Genomic DNA, 17,187 nt, shown 5'->3' on the forward strand with positions numbered 1-17,187 from the left:
ACGTTCCAGCCGGACGGCATCCCGCGCCCGAGGCTCGACGCCCCGAACGCGGCGACGCGATCAGGGCAGTTCGACCTCGGCGGCCGGTCCGACCAGCGCCAGAGCCTTGGGCCGCGACAGCAGCCGCCCGGCCATCTCGCTGACGTCCTCGGCCGTGACCGAGCGGACGCGTTCGATGAGGTCCATCGGCGATTCGAGCGGCAGCCCGAAGATCTCCGACCGGGCGAGACGATTCATCCGCGCCGCAGAAGACTCGAGTCCGAGCACCATCGACCCCGACAGCTGGGACACGATCTCGTCGAGCTCGAACTGGCTCGGTGTCACCTGTGCCAACCGATCCCATTCGCTCACCGCCAGATCGACGACGGCCTGAGCGTTCTCGGCCGTGCATCCGGCATAGATGCCGAAGGTGCCGGTATCCGTGAACTGACTGGCCACGCAGTTCACGGCATAGGCCAGTCCGCGCTCCTCTCGCACGCTCTGGAACAGCCGCGACGACATTCCCCCGCCGAGCATGGTGAGCATGACCGAGTAGATGAACCGGTCGTCGTCGCCTTCGGGCAGGCCTTCGCAGCCGAGCATGACGCCCAGCTGTTCGATGTCTTTGACGGTGTGCGACTTCCCGGAGTGGAACTCCGGACGCACCCGTGCGGCCCCACCGAGGTGGGAGCCTTTCGCCACCGAGGCGGCGTCCCCGTTCCCCGCGCCCGACCAGACGTCGGCACGGGATCCGAGCCCCGCCTCGGCGAGGGCATCCTCAACCATCGCGAGGACCTCTTCGTGGGTCGCCCCGCCCGCGGCGGCGATGACCAGACGAGGCGGGATATACGTCGACTGATAGTGGTCGATGACCGTGTGGTGACCGAGCACGCGGATCTGATCTTTCGTCGCACCTACGGGCCGGGCCAGCGAATGCGGCCCGAAGACAAGGGAATCGAAGTCGTCGAAGAGGACGTCTCCGGGATCGTCGGCGGACATTGCGAGCTCTTCGATGATGACACCGCGCTCGCGTTCGAACTCCTCGACGTCGAGCTGGGAGTTCGAGACCATATCGACGAGCAGGCCCGTGATGTTCGGCAGATCCGTCACCAGGCACCTGGAGTAGTAGCAGGTGAGCTCCTTGGCGGTGATCGCATTCGAATCCCCGCCGGTGCGGTCGAAGGCGGCGGCGATGGTCTTCGCATCGCGGCTGCCGGTGCCTTTGAACAGCATGTGCTCGAGGAAATGCGTCGAGCCGGCGGTCTCTGCGGATTCGTCACGGGACCCGGCTGCAACCCAGATCCCGATCGTCTCCGAGGCCAGACCCGGCATGTGTTCGGTGGTCAGCGTCAAACCACCGGGGAGGACAGACCGATCGATTCGGCTGCCCTCCCCGGTGTGCGAACTGCTCAGTATCAGTTGTCTGATCCCTCTTCGTCCGATTTCTCGTCTTCGTCGGTGACCGGAGCCAGCGACAGCTTGCCGCGGTCATCGATCTTCGTGATCTCGACCTGGACCTTCTGGCCCACGCCGACGACGTCTTCGACGTCCTCGACGCGCTTGCCGTCGTTGAGCTTACGCAGCTCGGAGATGTGCAGCAGGCCGTCCTTGCCCGGGGTCAGGGACACGAATGCGCCGAAGCTCATCGTCTTGACCACGGTGCCCAGGTAGCGTTCGCCGACCTCGGGAACCTGCGGGTTCGCGATCGCGTTGATCATCGACCGGGCGGCCTCGGCGGCCGGTCCGTCGGTGGCACCGATGAGGACGGTTCCGTCGTCTTCGATGCTGATGTCCGCGCCCGTGTCCTCCTGGATCTGGTTGATCATCTTGCCCTTGGGCCCGATGACCTCACCGATCTTGTCGACGGGGATGTTCACGGAGATGATCCGCGGTGCCGTCGGTGCCATCTCGGCCGGAGCGTCGATGGCCTCTGCGATGACGTCGAGGATGACCATGCGTGCTTCGCGGGCCTGCTTGAGGGCGGCACCGAGCACCGAGGCGGGAAGGCCGTCGAGCTTGGTGTCGAGCTGGATCGCGGTGATGAAGTCACGCGTACCGGCGACCTTGAAGTCCATATCGCCGAAGGCGTCTTCGGCACCGAGGATGTCGGTCAGAGCCGCGTACGCGGTCTGCTCACCCTGGTCGGTGGAGATGACGTCGGAGACGAGACCCATGGCGATGCCGGCGACGGGCGCCTGCAGCGGCACACCGGCCGAGAGCATGGCCAGCGTCGAGGCGCAGACCGAGCCCATCGAGGTCGAACCGTTCGAACCGAGGGCTTCGGAGACCTCACGGATCGCGTACGGGAAGTCCTCACGCTTGGGCAGAACGGGCACGAGGGCGCGTTCGGCCAGTGCACCGTGGCCGATCTCGCGGCGCTTCGGGCTGCCCACGCGGCCGGTCTCACCGGTCGAGTAGGGCGGGAAGTTGTAGTGGTGGATGTAGCGCTTGGAGGTCACCGGCGACAGGGAGTCGATGGTCTGCTCGAGCTTGAGCATGTTGAGCGTGGTGATGCCCAGGATCTGGGTCTCGCCGCGCTCGAAGATGGCCGAACCGTGCACGCGCGGAACGACGTTCGTCTCGGCGGTGAGCGGACGGATGTCCTTGAGCCCACGCCCGTCGATGCGGACCTGGTCGGTGAGGATGCGCTTGCGCACGACCTGCTTGGTCAGGGCGTTGAGAGCGTTCGCGATCTCCTTCTCACGGCCTTCGAAGCGCTCACCGAGCTTCTCGAAGAGCTCGTCGAGGAGGGCGGCGCCGGCGGCTTCGCGCTCCTGCTTGTCGGCGATCTTGAAGTTCTCGGTCTGCTTCGCCTCGGCGAGTTCCTTCACGGCTTCGAAGACGTCGTCCTCGTAGTCGCGGAAGACGGGGAATTCGACGGTCGGCTTCGCGGCGCGATCGGCGAGTTCGGACTGCGCACGGCAGAGCTCGGCGATGAACGGCTTCGCGGCTTCGAGACCCTCGGCCACGACCTCCTCGGTGGGGGCCTGGGCGCCGGTCTTGATCTTGTCGATGGCGTTGTCGGTGGCTTCGGCCTCGACCATCATGATGGCGACGTCGTCACCGACCACGCGACCGGCGACGACCATGTTGAATACGGCGTCCTCGAGCTGCGAGTGGTTCGGGAAGGCGACCCACTGGCCGTCGATGAGCGCGATGCGCACACCGCCGATGGGGCCGGAGAACGGCAGACCCGACAGCTGGGTCGACATCGAGGCTGCGTTGATGGCCAGGGCGTCGTAGAGGTGGTCGGGGTTGACCGACATCACGGTGACGACGACCTGGACCTCGTTGCGCAGGCCCTTGACGAAGGACGGGCGCAGCGGGCGGTCGATGAGGCGGCAGGTGAGGATCGCATCGGTCGAGGGGCGTCCCTCACGGCGGAAGAACGAACCGGGGATGCGTCCGGCGGCGTACATGCGCTCTTCGACGTCGACGGTCAGAGGGAAGAAGTCGAAGCCCTCACGGGGGTTCTTGCCGGCCGCAGTGGCCGAGAGAAGCATGGTGTCGTCGTCGAGGTAGGCGACGGCGGAGCCGGCGGCCTGCTGAGCCAGACGCCCGGTCTCGAAGCGGATGGTGTGCGAACCGAAGCTGCCATTGTCGATATGGGCAACGGCGGATTCAGGGTTGAGTCCCACGTAGTCTCCTATGTTGTGCCGGCACGCGGTGGTCTGCGGTGCGCAGGTGATAGTTCTCAACGCACGAGTGGACGCGCTGCCTTCGGCGGTGTGCCTCGGCAGTGCGCGACCCCGCGTCGTTCCGGCGGGATATTGGCTCGGACATCCCATGGATCCAAGCCGGTCATCGATCGGGGCCCACGGAACCGGCGCTCAAGCGCTCATTCCTCCGGAGGCCACTACCGAAGACCGAAACGTCCATGGCGTGGTTGTCCGGTACGAAGTCTACCGCAGAAGCACAGAAGCGCCCCACCCGAAGGTGGGACGCTTCCATTTCAGCTGCGCTGAGTCGAATCAGCGGCGCAGGCCGAGGCGCTTGATGAGCGAGCGGTAACGCTCGATGTCGACCTTCGCGAGGTACTTGAGCATGCGGCGACGCTGGCCGACGAGGAGCAGCAGGCCACGACGCGAGTGGTGGTCGTGCTTGTGATCCTTGAAGTGCTCGGTCAGGTCGGTGATCCGGCGGGTCAGCAGTGCAACCTGGACCTCGGGAGAACCGGTGTCGCCCTCATGAGTTGCATATTCCTTGATGATCTCTTGCTTCACAGCGGTATCGAGAGCCATGGAGTTCTCCTTCGTGTCGTTGCGCGGCGCAGGGACCTGAAGTCTCTGCCCTATGGGACCGCGGCCGGTGAAAACGGCAGAGATCAGCTTATCAGGTGTGCAGGACCTCGCGCACATCGGCGATGTCCTCATGCATCTGCACGATGAGGTCGTCCATCCCGGTGAACGCGACCTGCCCACGGATGCGGGAGACGAATTCGAGAGTCATCTCACGGTCGTAGACGTCGAATTCGCCGAATTCCTTGTCGAGCACGTACGCCTCGACCCGTCGGACCTGCCCCTGGAAGGTCGGGTTCGTGCCCACGGAGATCGCGGCCGGGTACGCCTGATCCTCACCGGAGAACGTCGCCCAGCCGGCGTAGACGCCGTCGGCGGGGACGAGTCCATCGGGATTCTCCGAGAGGTTCGCCGTCGGGAATCCCAAGTCGCGGCCGCGGGCATCGCCGTGGACGACGGTGCCGTGGAGGGCGTGGTAGCGCCCGAGCTGGTCGGCCGCCTCGGCGACATCACCGCCGGTGAGCTGCTCCCGGATCCGGGAGGACGAATACCGTCCCCCGCGCCCGACTTCGTCGATCGTTTCGACCCGGAACCCGAATTTCTCGCCGAGGCGGCGCAGAGTCTCGATCGTGCCTTCGTTGTCCTTGCCGAACCGGACATCGTCGCCGACGACGACGATCTTCGCGCGCAGGGCTTCGACGAAGTACCGGCGCACGAATTCCTCGGCCGACTGGGCGGCGAAGTCGAGGTCGTAGGGCTGGATGAGGAGGCCGTCGATTCCGGTGGCGGCGATGAGGTCGGCGCGCTGCCGGGTCGAGTTGATCATCACGGTCGGCTCGTCGGGGCGGTGGACCGTGCGCGGGTGCGGGTCGAAGGTCATTGCGATCGAGCGCAGGCCTTCTTGCCTGGCCAGGGCGGCGACGGTGGTCAGGACCGTTTCGTGTCCGCGGTGCACGCCGTCGAAGTTGCCGAGGGTGACGACGGTGCCGACAGCGTCGACCTCGACCTCACCGAGTCCGTGATACAGCTCCACCAGACATTCGCTCCTTCCGTGCACCGATTCAGATTATCGCAGAGATCTTCCGCCTCCTAACCCGGACCTCGCCGAGGCGGAAGGACGGGTTCAGGCGACGATCGCCCACCCGATGACGCCGAGGAGGGAGGCCAAGGCGATGGAGACGAAGGTGCCGATGATGAACCGCTCCCCCGCGGCCGCCGAGGACTTGATCTCCGCGAAGCGCCCGAGCCCTTTGACCGCGATGACCACGGCCATGAGTTCGGGGCGACCGAGCACGATCGCACCGGCGATGAGTGCGCGTTCAACGATGCCGATCCACAGTCCGCCGCGCAGGACTTCGACGTCCTCGGCTCCTGTGCGTTCGGGCTTGGAGCCCGGGCCCGCATGGGTCAGACGGAGGAGAAGCGGGACGAGTGGCCAGCCGATGAGGGCCGCGATGATGGCGGCGGCGATGGCGACGAGCACGTCAGTCCACATGTGCGTCTCCTTCCGATAGGGCTCGTTGGAGCCGGTCGAGATGGTGCCGGGCCAGATGCTCGGCCCCGGCGATGATCTCGGCGGGACCGGCCGCCAGCACCCGAGAGACCGCCTGTTGGGAGACGTCGAATTCCGCGGCGATCTCGGCCTGAGTGGCATCAGGGTGGTCCAGTCGGTATCCGACGTAGCCGCGGGAGTGACCGCGCAGCTCTGTCAGCGTGCTGATGAGGAGCCGCAGAGCTGCCTCCGCCAGCCCACGATGGTCACTGTCCGCATCGGCGCTGACGACGTCCGGGTCGGCGCTCACGACGAGGTGGACGGGTGCGGATTTGGCTGCTTCGACCGCCTGGCGAGCGGAGTAGAAGGCTTCTCCCCTACCCTCGGTGGTCGTCTCGGGCAGCGGCCGTTCGACCTCGCCGATTCCGAGGCCGATATGCCAACCGGAGTCGATGCCGATACGGCGCACCGCCTCGGCGACGGCGTCGGGACCGTCGAGGACCCCTTGGACCTCGTCACCGATGGTGCGGGCGAAGGGAACGACCGTGTCGATCGGAGAGAGAGCATCGAGGATGCGGGGCACCGCGTCGGCGTTCGACCGCGAATCCTGCTGGTCGATGGTCAAGACAAACATAGGACAAGTAGACCAGATGATAGCCTCAGACACAATGGTTTCGGTTGTATCTGATGAATACAAACTATTTAGTTGTTTCGAGCGTGAAGGCTGAGCCCCTCAGGCGAGGTCGATGGCGAAGGCGGTCAGCGACTTCAGACCGCCATTCCGACGCACTTCGGCCACGGAGACGAGGGCGTCATCGCAGATGACGGCGACCTCTCGGTTCCCCGCGTCGCCGGCGTCGGAGCCTATATGCCAGTCACCAGCCTCAACGATCTTGCCCTGCATGAGGGCGCGGGCCCGCTCGGCATCGACGGTGACGACGGGCAGGAGGGTGCGGGCCGCCTCGGCGAGGGAGATGAGGCTGGGCGCGGGGAGGTCGAGGTCCTCGGGCAGGGTCACGGCCTGGTCGATATGGAAATCGCCGACGCGCGTCCGCCTGAGCGCGGTGAGATGGCCGAAGACGCCGAGGTCGGTGCCGATATCGCGGGCCAGGGCGCGCACATAGGTGCCCGACGAGCAGTCGACTTCGACATCGACGTCGATATGCCCGTCCTCGGCGGCGAAGCGGATGTCGATGATCTCGAAGGCCGATACCTCGACACGACGGGCCTTGAGTTCGACGTTCTCACCGGCACGGACACGGGCATAGGAACGCTTGCCGTCGACCTTGATCGCCGAGACGGCACTGGGCACCTGATCGATGGGGCCGCGCAGCTTGGCCACGGCGGCTTCGATGGCCGCAGCGTCGACACGAGCGAGATCGGACGGGTCGGCAAAGCGATCGGGCTCGGAATCGGCGTCATCGGTCGGGGTCGACGACCCCAGGCGGACGGTGGCGAAATAGGTCTTCGAGACCCCGGTGATGTAGGTGAGCAGCTTGGTGCCGCGGCCGAGGCCGAGCACTAGGACGCCCGTGGCCATCGGGTCGAGAGTGCCGGCATGGCCGACCTTCTTCGTCCCGAACCAGCGGCGGATGCGGGAGACTACGCCGTGGGAACTCAGCCCCTGCGGTTTGTCACAGACGAGGACGCCCTGTGGGGAAGTATCGCTCACTGGGTGTGCGATCAGTTGAAGGACGCGTGCACGTGGTCGAAGTGGTTGGCGGTCGCGTCTCCGCGATCCTCCATGCCCTTCCAGCCCTGTCCGGGCATCCAGATGCGCTGCTTCCAGATGACGTACTTGACGTTGAGGGCGCTCTGGTTCTGGATGAGGTATTCGGCGATGCGGTCGCCGGTGGATCCGGTGATCATGATGTCGACGGCTTCACCGGTGTTGTGATCCGAACCGGTGCCGGGGCGACGTCCGCCGAAGGTCTTGACCTCGGGGAACTTCGCGCAGACAGCACGGTAGCCGTTGACGGCGTTCGGCAGCAGGCCGGACTCGATCGAGGAGGACACGCTGCACGGCGGTGCCGAGGTGTCCGAGGAGGTGCCTTCGCCGGAGGACTTCTCATCGGAAGACTTCTCATCGGAGGACGAATCGTCGCTCTTCTCCTCAGCAGCCGAGGATTCCGCGGTCGGCTTGGGCTTCGGCGGAGCCTTGACCTCGAGATCGGTCTTCGAGGTCTTGTTCTTGTACTTCGGGTCGTCCTTGACCTTCTCCAGGTACTCTTCGCCGGCCTTCTTGCGTTCGGCGTCGAGTTCTTTCTGACTCGGGGTCGAGGCAGTGGTCGACTCCTCGGGGGTCGTCGATGCGGCCTCGGTGGTGACGTTGCCGGACTCGGGCGGACCCATGACGACGGTCGAACCGACGACGGCGGCGGTCGCGGCTGCAGGAACGGCGATCGCGGCGACGACGGGACGCTGCTTGACGGTCGCCAGCACGGAAGTCGCCGAGGACGGCGCATTCGCTGCGCGTCGGCCTGCGGGGCGCTTGCCGGGAGTCAGGTCCCGGATCAGCTGCTTCGCGAACGACGGCTTCGGTGAGGAGTGCTTACCCAATGCAGAATTCCCTTAACAGAGTCGTAATCATTTCGTTACCGCAAAAAGTCTACGACATCTCGGAAAGATAACAAAACTGTTACGAGAACTTTTTCCGTGACGTGACGAAGCTCAAATCGGCCCCGGAACGGCCGTTCCGCCGCTCTCCACCCGATGACCAGGCGCGATGCAGTCTGTTCGCTGGAATGCGATGATCACTCCTCGTCGGCGTCGTCGGCCTTCTTGTACGGGTCGGATTCACCTGCATGCTGCGCGTTCTTGGCCAACCCGGCGACTCGAGCGTCGTCGGCGGCGGCCTGAGCGAGCAGTCCGTCGAGACGGGCGGCCGCCTCGGGGACGGCATCGGCGATGAATTCGAGGCTCGGGGTCAGACGGATCGTCAGCCCCTTGCCGACCTCGGAGCGGATGAAGCCCTTGGCCGATTCGAGGGCATGACCGGTGCCGACGAGATCCTGGTCGTCGCCGTAGACGGTGTAGAAGATGGTGGCGTGCTGCAGATCGCCGGTCACGCGAACATCGGTGACGGTGACGAAGCCGAGGCGGGGATCCTTGAGCTTGCGCTCGATGGTGCTGGCGACGATGACCTTGATCTGGTCGGCGATCTTGCGGGCCCGTGTCGAGTCTGCCATGGTGTGTGTCCTTCTGTTCGGGGCCGGAACAACTCTTCCGACCCAATATTAGCTGTGCAATCGAACCGGCTCCGGCCGGTCCCCCGTTCGGGGGCCGACCGGAGCCGTCGACTCACGATGTGAGTCCCATCCTCCTCGGCTGCGCTGCTGCGCTGTCGAATCAGCGGGTGGAACTCGCTGTGCGACCGATCAGTCGCGCGGCTTCTCCTGCATCTCGAAGGTCTCGATGATGTCGCCGACGCGCAGGTCGTTGAACTTGCCGAGTCCGATACCGCACTCGTAGCCCTCGCGGACCTCGGTCGCATCGTCCTTGAACCGGCGCAGCGATTCGATGTGGACGTTGTCGCCGATGACGATTCCGTCGCGGGTGACGCGAGCGGTCGAGTTCCGCTTGATGAGGCCGTCGCGGACGATCGAACCGGCGATGTTGCCGAACTTCGAGGAGCGGAAGACCTCGCGGATCTCCGCGGTACCGGTCTGGACCTCTTCGTACTCGGGCTTGAGCATGCCCTTGAGCGAGGACTCGATGTCGTCGATCGCCTGGTAGATGACCGAGTAGTAGCGGACGTCGACGCCTTCGCGGTCTGCCAGGTCGCGAGCCTTCGCTTCCGGACGGACGTTGAAGCCGAGGACGATCGCGTTGTCGACCGTGGCCAGGTTGATGTCGTTCTCCGTGATCGCACCGACGCCGCGGTGGATGATCCGCAGGTCGACGTCGTCGCCCACATCGATCTTGAGCAGCGAATCCTCGAGCGCTTCGACAGCACCGGAGACGTCACCCTTGAGGATGAGGTTGAGCATGTCGACCTTGCCCTCAGCCAGAGCCTTCGTGAAGTCCTCGAGGCTGATGCGCTTGCGACCGCGGGCCTGAGCGGCGTTGCGCTCGATGGCGTCACGCTTCTCAGCGATCTGACGGGCCGTGCGGTCGTCATCGGTGGAGATGAACGAGTCACCGGCACGCGGGACGGACGACAGGCCGAGCACCTGCACGGGGCGGGAGGGTCCGGCCTCCTCGACGACGTTTCCGTTCTCGTCGAACATCGCACGCACACGTCCGTAGGCGGTGCCGCAGACGATGGCGTCGCCCTGACGCAGGGTGCCGGACTCGACGAGGACGGTGGCAACCGCACCGCGGCCCTTGTCGAGCTTGGCTTCGATCGCGATGCCGCGAGCGGACTTGTCGGGGTTCGCCCGCAGGTCCAGGGCCGCATCGGTGGTCAGCAGAACGGATTCGAGCAGCTGGTCGATGCCCTCGCGCTTGAGCGCGGAGATCGGCACGAACATGGTCTCGCCGCCGTATTCTTCGGCCACGAGGTTGTATTCGGTCAGCTGCTGCATGACCTTGGCGGGGTTGGCGCCTTCCTTGTCGATCTTGTTCACGGCCACGACGATCGGCACATCGGCCGCCTGAGCGTGGTTGAGAGCTTCGATCGTCTGCGGCATGACGCCGTCGTCGGCGGCGACCACGAGGATCGCGAGGTCCGTCGACTTCGCACCACGGGCACGCATGGCGGTGAACGCCTCGTGACCGGGGGTGTCGAGGAAGGTGATCTTGCGGTCTTCTCCCTCGTGCTCGACCTCGGCCTGGTAGGCACCGATGTGCTGGGTGATTCCGCCGGCTTCGCGGGAAGCGACATTGGCCGAGCGGATCGCGTCGAGCAGCTTGGTCTTACCGTGGTCGACGTGACCCATGACGGTGACGACCGGCGGACGTGCCTGCAGGTCCTCGTCGTCCTCTTCTGCGGCTTCGGCATCGAGGTCGATGTCGAAGGTCTCCAGCAGCTCACGATCTTCGTCTTCGGGCGAGACGATCTCGATCTTGTAGCCGAGCTCTTCGCCGAGGACCTCGAAGGTCGCCTCGTCGAGGGACTGGGTGATCGTGGCCATCTCACCGAGGTGGAAGAGCACGGTCACGAGGTTCGTCGGATCGGTATTGATCTTCTCGGCGAAGTCGGCCAGCGAGGAGCCGCGACGCAGACGCAGCGGCGTGTTGCCGTCTCCGCGCGGAACGGTGACGCCACCGACCGAGGGAGCCTGCATCTGTTCGAGCTCTGCGCGCTTCGCCCGCTTCGACTTGCGTCCCTTCTGACGGGGACCGCCGCCGCGGCCGAATGCACCCTGCGTGCTTCCGCGACCGCGACCTGAACCGCGACCACCGGGACCGCCGCCGGGTCCACGACGAGGACCGCCGGGAGCGCCGCCCGGGGCACCGGGTGCGCCGCCGCCTGGGGCGTTTCCGCGTCCGCCGCCGCGACCGCGGCCGGGAGCGGGCTTGTTCAGTGCCGAGTTCTTCAGCATCGACGGGTTCGGGCGTGGTGCGCCCGGGCGAGGTGCCGGACGGGGACCGCCCGAGGATTCCTCACCGGATCCGCGCTGCTTCTGGCCGGGCTTCGGCATTCCCTGCGAAGGCGCAAACGGATTGTTTCCGGGGCGTCCACCCTGGCCACCCTGACCGCCTTGACCGCCCTGGCCGGCACGACCGCCGGGCTTGGGTCCGCGACCGGGCTTCGGCATTCCCTGCGAGGAAGCGAAGGGGTTGTTTCCGGGACGCGCGGCACCACGACCGCCGGGCTTCCCGGCAGCACCCGGCTTGGGAGCGCCGGGCTTCGGGGCACCGGGCTTGGGTGCGGCAGCCGGCTTCGGGGCACCGGGCTTCGGCGCCGAGGAGGCAGCCGGCTTGGCAGCGGGAGCCTCGGTCGATTCGGCTGCCTCCGGGGCAGCCGGGGTCGCCGGCTTGGCGGCAGGCTTCGGTGCGGACTTCGCAGCGGGGGCGGCATCCTCGGCGGGGGCCGATTTCGCCGCACCGGCGGACTTCGCAGCACCCGGCTTGGCGGCCGACTTCGCGGCGGGCTTGGGTGCGGGCTTCGCACCGGGTTTCGGGGCTCCGGGCTTCGCGGCCGGCTTGGCGGCCTTCTTCGCGCCGGTGGACTTCTCACCATCAGCGGAAGAGGAATCGGCGAATGCCTCCTTCACGCGGCGCACGACGGGCGCTTCGAGCGTCGAAGAGGCGGAGCGAACGAATTCGCCCATGTCCTGGAGCTTTTCGAGGACGTTCTTACTTGTTGTGCCGAGCTCTTTCGCGAGCTCATGGACACGGGGCTTTGCCACAGTTCTCCTGTCCGGGTTCTTTCCCGGTCAGGAAAGAACCTCATCAATGAAGAGCAGTACTCATTTCACTGCTCTCTCGAATTCCGTTTGGGTGTCATCGTGCGACACTCACAACTTGTCATCCATTCGGCTACCCGTTCTCTTTGGGTTCGGTGTCCGGCCTCGGGAGGTCCGAGGCGGTGATCTTCGTTCGAAAGGATCGAGCGAAGGCGGCAGTGGTCAGGGCCTTGTCCAGGCACTTCGCATCAGGATGCACCCACGCACCACGTCCCGGCAGTGTCGCTGACACATCGCGGACGACGGCGGGGTGCCGATCGGGGCGGAACACGAAGCGTGTCAGCTCGTCCCGACCGGCCTTCTGCCTACAGGCGATGCACGTCCTTACGGGTCCATCACCAACATTCACAATGAATGATTCTACAGCACCGGCACCCGGGCTCGCGCCAAGGGGGCCAGTGGTGCGAATCACTGCACGAGGCTATTCGCCTGCGACGATGTCGATCTTCCAGCCGGTGAGCTTGGCTGCCAGGCGGGCGTTCTGCCCTTCTTTGCCGATGGCCAGGGACAGCTGGTCGGTGGGGACGACTGCGCGGGATTCCTGAGCGGCGGCGTCGAGGATCTCAACGCTCTTGGCCTTGGCCGGGGACAGGGCGTGTGCGATGAACTTCGCCGGGTCGTCGGAGTAGTCGACGATGTCGATCTTCTCCTGGCCGAGTTCGTTCATCACCGCACGCACACGGGAGCCGAGTTCGCCGATGCACGATCCCTTCGCGTTGACTCCCGGCTTCGTGGCGCGCACGGCGAGCTTCGTGCGGTGGCCGGCTTCGCGGGCCAGGGACACGATCTCGACAGTGCCGTCGGCGATCTCCGGAGCCTCATGGGCGAAGAGTCGGCGCACGAGGTTCGGGTGGGTGCGGGAGACGGTGACCGAGGTGCCCTTCGTGCCCTTGTGCACGTCGGCGATGTAGACGCGCAGTCGGGTGCCGTGGGCGTAGGTTTCGCCGGGGACCTGTTCGTGCGGGGGCAGCACGGCTTCGACGTCTCCGATGTCGACCTGGACCATCTGCGGGTCGCGGCCCTGCTGGATGATGCCCGAGACGATCTCGCCCTCACGGCCCTTGAATGTGCCCAGCAGCGTCTCGTCCTCGACATCGCGCAGCCGCTGGTGGATGACCTGCCGAGCGGTCTGGGCGGCGATGCGGCCGAAGCCGGTGGGAGTGTCGTCGAACTCGCCGATCGGGTTGTCGTCGTTGTCGAATTCCACGGCGAGGATGCGCACCTCGCCGGTGGACTTGTCGAGTTCGGCACGGGCGTCGGGCCAGGCCCCTTCGGTCTTCTGGTAGGCGAGGAAGAGCGCCTGTTCGATGAGTTCGATGAGGGTTTCCAGCGGAATCTCACGCTCTCGTTCGATGACGCGCAGAACATTGAGGTCGATGTCCATGTCTAAGTCCTCTCTCGCTCAACCGAGCATTGAATTGTCTGTGTTCACTTATGCAGGCGTAACAGTCTATCCCAGTCCGCGCCCGCACTCTGTCTGCGAAGGGGCCGCCGCACTGCCGGAGGTACGTGAGGTTCGCCTCAGCGGAACTTCAACTCCACCTGGGCCTTGCGGATCTCGCCGAGGTCGACCGTCTTCGACTCCTTGCGCTGGGGGTCCGTGCCCGTGATCGAACTCTCCCCCACCTCGGCGAGGTCGAGCTTGAAGGTGTCCTTCTTCGTCGTGATCTCCAGGCGACGGCCGATGACGCGTCGGAAGTGGCGGGGGGTCTCGAGCTTTCGGGTGGCACCGGGGCTGGTGACCTCGAGCTGGTACGGCTTGTCCCGGAAGACCTCGACCTCGTCGAGGGCGTCGCCGACGATCTTCGTCGATTCGGCGATCTTCTCCATCGACATCGGATCGGTGCTCGATTCGTCGAGGTCGACGACGACGGTGAGCGTGCGCCGCGGACCGGCCGCCACCGCTTTGACGGTCTCGAGGTGGAATCCCGCATCCTGCAGGGGCGGGGCGAGCAGGCCCTTGATCCGCTCGACGTCTTCGTCCATTTCTCCTCCATATCCTTGTGCGTCCCCTTCGCCGAGGCGGGGCAAGGGGGCCGGCGCACCGTGCACGTGTGCGACCGCCGTGTTCTCCCCCACCCTAAGCGACAGCCGACGTCGAGGTTAAGCCTTCGTCGCGGTTCTGCCGGGTGCGAGTCTCATTCTGCGGTCGGGCGGGCGACGGTCGGTGCCCCTCGGCGATGGTGGGAGTCCCACGGCGATGACGGGGCATCCGATAGGATTGTCGTATGCATTTTCCCGTCAGTCGCCGCGGCCTGTTGACTGCCGGCGTCGGCGGGTTGAGTCTGAGCCTGCTCACCGCCTGCGGCCTGCGACTCGATCAGGATCCCGAGATCCCCACTCTTGATGCGACTCAGCAGCTGCGCAATCGTCTGGCCCGCATCTTGGACTCCGCTTCTCCCGGCGCCGGTGATCCCGAAACCGCGGGTGAGGACCTTACTGACTTCGCTGCGGCGATCGGTCCCGAATGGAACCCGCCGACCGAATTCGCCACCGAGGCACCTCCGACAGAGAAGAACCGCACCTTCGTCCAGGCCGCCGAGGTGGCTTCCCGCGCCGTCTTCGAGGCCTCAGCGTCCTTGGGTTCGGACCTTATTCCCGTCCTGGCCGATGTGGCCACGGGTCTGGCTCTGGTCGCTGGGACGAAGAAGCCGGAGATCATCACCACCGCCGACGAACTCATCCGCGCCGGCCGTGAGGAACTCGACCAGAGCAGGGACGGCGGCGATGATGCGACAGCGTCTCCCAGTGCCACCGGCGGGGCCGACGCGGATGCCGGGACGGACGACTCCGGAAGCCAGGATCCGAAGGGTCGGGCGGAGATGTTCAACGCGATCCTCAATCAGTCGCGGGCGGCCGCGTACGGCTATGAACGGCTGGCTGTGAACTTCGATTCGAAGTCGCGTGAACGCAAGGCTGCGCTGGCCAGGCTCGAATCCTTGGGTGCCCTGTCCGGGGAGATGCTCGAACGACTCGGCGAGGACGCAGCCGATCCGGCCGCCTCGGCGTGGAAGCTCGATCCCACCCCGACGGATGCGGACTCCGCGAAGGAGCTAGCGCTGTCATTGGAAGACGGCGTCGCTTCCGCGCTTCTGCCCTGGTTGGAGGCGGACGCCTCGGCGATTCTCCGGCTCTGGGAATCGGCCCGGAACCGGATGGTCTTCGCCGCTCCGCAGCCGCTGCGTTTCACCTATGACGAACCCGGGCAGGCGGAGGTGCAGGAGTGAGGGTCCCACCGGTTCTCTACCGCGCGACGCGCGAGATCATCGGCGAATATCGCACCGATTCGTGGGTTGCCGCGCTCGACTATATGGCAAACGAACTCCTCGATCGGTGGAAGCTGCGCTTCGACGATGTGCCGGGGGCGCCGTGGGCCGGGTGCGAGTCCTTGGTGATTCCGGTGCTCACTCAGGAGAACTATCAGGGGGTGCTGCGGTTCGCGGCTCCCACCTCGGCACATACGGCTGCGCATGCGCAGGTGCTGCGGGCGCTGAAGATGTGGAACGGGCACGGGGCGGTGCGGGTCATCCGGGATGATCGCAGCTTCCGGGTCACGCTGCAGGAGCGACTGCGCACGAAGGACAATCTGTCCGTGCTGCCACTGGCCGATGTGCCGCCGGTGTGGGGTGCGCTGCAGCGGTCCTTGGAGATTCCGGCGACCTCGGAGTTCCTGCGGGTCCAGGATGTCGTGGCCGGGTGGCTGAATTCGTTCGATGCCGATGCCGCGCTGTTGACCGGGTGGTCGGAGGCGGGTCCGCACGATTCCCTGCTGCTGTCGTTCGCCCGCAATTGGATGCAGACTCTGGCGTCCTCGGATGAGAACTGGCTCATCCACGCCGACCTGCACTACTACAACATCCTCGCCGGCAATCCCGACCCGACGGGCATCTCGACGTGGAAGGCCATCGATCCGCAGCCTTTGGCCGGTCCGACCGCGTACACCTTGGCCCCGGTGCTGTGGAACCGCCTGGCCGAGATCCCCTCGGATCATCCGCAGGCGCAGGCGGCGTGGCTGCGTGGTTTCGCCACGGACCTGGCGCTGTGCGCCGGGGTCGATCCGCAGTACGGGATGGGGGCGACCGTGGCCAGGGAGATCACGAACATGTTCTGGTATCTGCGCGCTGCCTCCGGCGGGTCGAATTCGAGCCTGGCCGATGCTGCCCGCTCCCTGTGGGTGGCCCGCGCGCTGTCCGGCGCCGATGTCGCCGGAGTCAACGCCCACGCCCTCAAACCCATCGGCTAACCCTATTGCTACCTGACGGCGGCCCAGATACCTCGCGCGAGGTTGCTGGGCCGCCGTCAGGTGGCAATTAGTGGATGAGGGTGGAGATGAAGTCGAAGCCGAGTTTGAGGATCAGAGCGGAGACGACGATGACGAAGACGACGCGGACGAACCCTGAGCCCTTCGCCAGCGCGGTGCGCGCACCGAAGATCCCGCCGGTGACATTGCCGACGGCCATGATCACACCCAGCAGCCAGACGACCTGACCGTCGGGGATGAAGTAGACGAGCGCTCCGAAGTTCGTCGCCCAGTTGATCACCTTCGCCGTGGCCGAGGCCTGCAGGAAAGAGAATCCGATGATCGAGACGAAGGCGATGACGAGGAACGATCCCGTCCCCGGCCCGAGCACTCCGTCGTAGACGCCGATGACGAGCCCGATCAGCCACGACAAGGCATGGTGGCGTTTCGACGTTTCCCCGAACCGCAGCGTGGCATCGGCGCCGAGGCTCGGATTGAGGACGGTGAAGATCCCGACCCCGATGAGCGCGAGCAGGATGATCGGGGTGAAAGCCTCGCTGGGCACCAAGGTCGCGAGCTTCGCCCCGAGCACGGCACCCAAGAACGCCGAGGCCGCGGCCGGAATCGTCGCCGACCGGTCCGGGGTGATCTTGCGCAGATAGGTGACCGCCGAGGCGGTCGTGCCCGCAATCGACCCGATCTTATTCGTCGCGACCGCCTGCACGGGGCTCATCCCCGGCACGAGCAGCAGCGCGGGCAGCTGGATCAGTCCGCCCCCGCCGACGACGGCATCGATCCACCCGGCCAGAACTCCCGCGGCGAGCAGCCACAGGACCATCGTCCAGGTGACATCGATTCCTCCGGCGAGGGCTTCGAACACCGAGG

The 17,187-nt window shown here is 65.9% G+C and carries 16 protein-coding genes; 2 read left to right on the forward strand and 14 right to left on the reverse strand.

Going from position 1 to position 17,187, the window contains the following annotated elements:
• Positions 1-60: 60 nt before the first annotated feature.
• The 13 genes from AC239G_RS12170 to AC239G_RS12230 all read right to left on the reverse strand — a co-directional run bounded on the left by AC239G_RS12170 (position 61) and on the right by AC239G_RS12230 (position 14,048).
• Positions 61-1,332, reverse strand: coding sequence for a M16 family metallopeptidase (locus AC239G_RS12170; RefSeq protein ID WP_446657220.1), 1,272 nt, complete (start codon positions 1,330-1,332; stop codon positions 61-63).
• Between the two features lie 62 nt (positions 1,333-1,394).
• Complete coding sequence (locus AC239G_RS12175; RefSeq protein ID WP_376907120.1) at positions 1,395-3,617, reverse strand: polyribonucleotide nucleotidyltransferase; 2,223 nt, start codon at positions 3,615-3,617, stop codon at positions 1,395-1,397.
• Between the two features lie 333 nt (positions 3,618-3,950).
• Entirely contained in the window at positions 3,951-4,220 is a 270-nt protein-coding gene (gene rpsO, locus AC239G_RS12180; protein WP_039210907.1) for a 30S ribosomal protein S15, read from the reverse strand.
• A 91-nt stretch (positions 4,221-4,311) separates the two neighbouring features.
• Entirely contained in the window at positions 4,312-5,250 is a 939-nt protein-coding gene (locus AC239G_RS12185; protein ID WP_139908423.1) for a bifunctional riboflavin kinase/FAD synthetase, read from the reverse strand.
• A gap of 90 nt (positions 5,251-5,340) precedes the next feature.
• Positions 5,341-5,712, reverse strand: a complete 372-nt coding sequence (locus AC239G_RS12190; RefSeq protein WP_139468782.1) for a hypothetical protein — start codon at positions 5,710-5,712, stop codon at positions 5,341-5,343.
• Positions 5,702-6,343 carry a hypothetical protein gene (locus AC239G_RS12195; protein ID WP_139468783.1) on the reverse strand — a complete coding sequence of 214 codons (642 nt, stop codon included), beginning with the start codon at positions 6,341-6,343 and terminating at the stop codon, positions 5,702-5,704. The genes AC239G_RS12190 and AC239G_RS12195 overlap by 11 nt, the downstream gene beginning before the upstream one ends.
• A gap of 99 nt (positions 6,344-6,442) precedes the next feature.
• Positions 6,443-7,381 (reverse strand): tRNA pseudouridine(55) synthase TruB, encoded by a 939-nt coding sequence (gene truB / locus AC239G_RS12200; RefSeq protein ID WP_139468784.1) that lies wholly within the window; start codon positions 7,379-7,381, stop codon positions 6,443-6,445.
• Positions 7,382-7,392: 11 nt separating this feature from the next.
• On the reverse strand, positions 7,393-8,268 hold the full coding sequence (locus tag AC239G_RS12205; protein WP_139468785.1) for a VldE C-terminal domain-containing protein: 876 nt from the start codon (positions 8,266-8,268) through the stop codon (positions 7,393-7,395).
• A gap of 194 nt (positions 8,269-8,462) precedes the next feature.
• Positions 8,463-8,897 carry a 30S ribosome-binding factor RbfA gene (rbfA, locus tag AC239G_RS12210; RefSeq protein WP_139468786.1) on the reverse strand — a complete coding sequence of 145 codons (435 nt, stop codon included), beginning with the start codon at positions 8,895-8,897 and terminating at the stop codon, positions 8,463-8,465.
• Positions 8,898-9,086: 189 nt separating this feature from the next.
• Positions 9,087-12,005: a translation initiation factor IF-2 gene (gene infB / locus AC239G_RS12215; protein WP_139468787.1), complete on the reverse strand. Its 2,919-nt coding sequence runs from the start codon at positions 12,003-12,005 to the stop codon at positions 9,087-9,089.
• Between the two features lie 130 nt (positions 12,006-12,135).
• Positions 12,136-12,474: a YlxR family protein gene (locus AC239G_RS12220; RefSeq protein ID WP_487488974.1), complete on the reverse strand. Its 339-nt coding sequence runs from the start codon at positions 12,472-12,474 to the stop codon at positions 12,136-12,138.
• A gap of 9 nt (positions 12,475-12,483) precedes the next feature.
• A complete protein-coding gene (nusA, locus tag AC239G_RS12225) occupies positions 12,484-13,446 on the reverse strand; it encodes a transcription termination factor NusA (protein ID WP_101547295.1) in 963 nt (320 codons plus the stop codon).
• A 137-nt stretch (positions 13,447-13,583) separates the two neighbouring features.
• Complete coding sequence (locus AC239G_RS12230; protein WP_446657216.1) at positions 13,584-14,048, reverse strand: ribosome maturation factor RimP; 465 nt, start codon at positions 14,046-14,048, stop codon at positions 13,584-13,586.
• A 242-nt stretch (positions 14,049-14,290) separates the two neighbouring features.
• On the opposite strand from AC239G_RS12230, the gene AC239G_RS12235 reads away from it, so the two are divergent.
• Both AC239G_RS12235 and AC239G_RS12240 read left to right on the forward strand, forming a co-directional pair.
• Positions 14,291-15,289, forward strand: a complete 999-nt coding sequence (locus tag AC239G_RS12235) for a hypothetical protein (RefSeq protein ID WP_446657215.1) — start codon at positions 14,291-14,293, stop codon at positions 15,287-15,289.
• Entirely contained in the window at positions 15,286-16,305 is a 1,020-nt protein-coding gene (locus AC239G_RS12240) for an aminoglycoside phosphotransferase family protein (RefSeq protein WP_487488975.1), read from the forward strand. Before AC239G_RS12235 ends, AC239G_RS12240 begins: the two co-directional genes overlap by 4 nt.
• Before the next feature lie 67 nt (positions 16,306-16,372).
• Here AC239G_RS12240 and AC239G_RS12245 read toward each other — a convergent pair whose 3' ends face one another.
• A complete protein-coding gene (locus AC239G_RS12245) occupies positions 16,373-17,140 on the reverse strand; it encodes a TSUP family transporter (RefSeq protein WP_139909806.1) in 768 nt (255 codons plus the stop codon).
• Between the last annotated feature and the right edge of the window lie 47 nt (positions 17,141-17,187).

The organism is Brevibacterium sp. Lmc1, assembly GCF_057654315.1.

What these genes read in the sequence shown, in the direction of transcription:
- rpsO (WP_039210907.1), bottom strand. Translation starts at nt 4,220, where the DNA reads ATGGCTCTCGATACCGCTGTGAAGCAAGAGATCATCAAGGAATATGCA.
- AC239G_RS12190 (WP_139468782.1), bottom strand. Translation starts at nt 5,712, where the DNA reads ATGTGGACTGACGTGCTCGTCGCCATCGCCGCCGCCATCATCGCGGCC.
- AC239G_RS12195 (WP_139468783.1), bottom strand. Translation starts at nt 6,343, where the DNA reads ATGTTTGTCTTGACCATCGACCAGCAGGATTCGCGGTCGAACGCCGAC.
- rbfA (WP_139468786.1), bottom strand. Translation starts at nt 8,897, where the DNA reads ATGGCAGACTCGACACGGGCCCGCAAGATCGCCGACCAGATCAAGGTC.
- nusA (WP_101547295.1), bottom strand. Translation starts at nt 13,446, where the DNA reads ATGGACATCGACCTCAATGTTCTGCGCGTCATCGAACGAGAGCGTGAG.
- AC239G_RS12230 (WP_446657216.1), bottom strand. Translation starts at nt 14,048, where the DNA reads ATGGACGAAGACGTCGAGCGGATCAAGGGCCTGCTCGCCCCGCCCCTG.
- AC239G_RS12235 (WP_446657215.1), top strand. Translation starts at nt 14,291, where the DNA reads ATGCATTTTCCCGTCAGTCGCCGCGGCCTGTTGACTGCCGGCGTCGGC.
- AC239G_RS12245 (WP_139909806.1), bottom strand. Translation starts at nt 17,140, where the DNA reads ATGGTCCTGTGGCTGCTCGCCGCGGGAGTTCTGGCCGGGTGGATCGAT.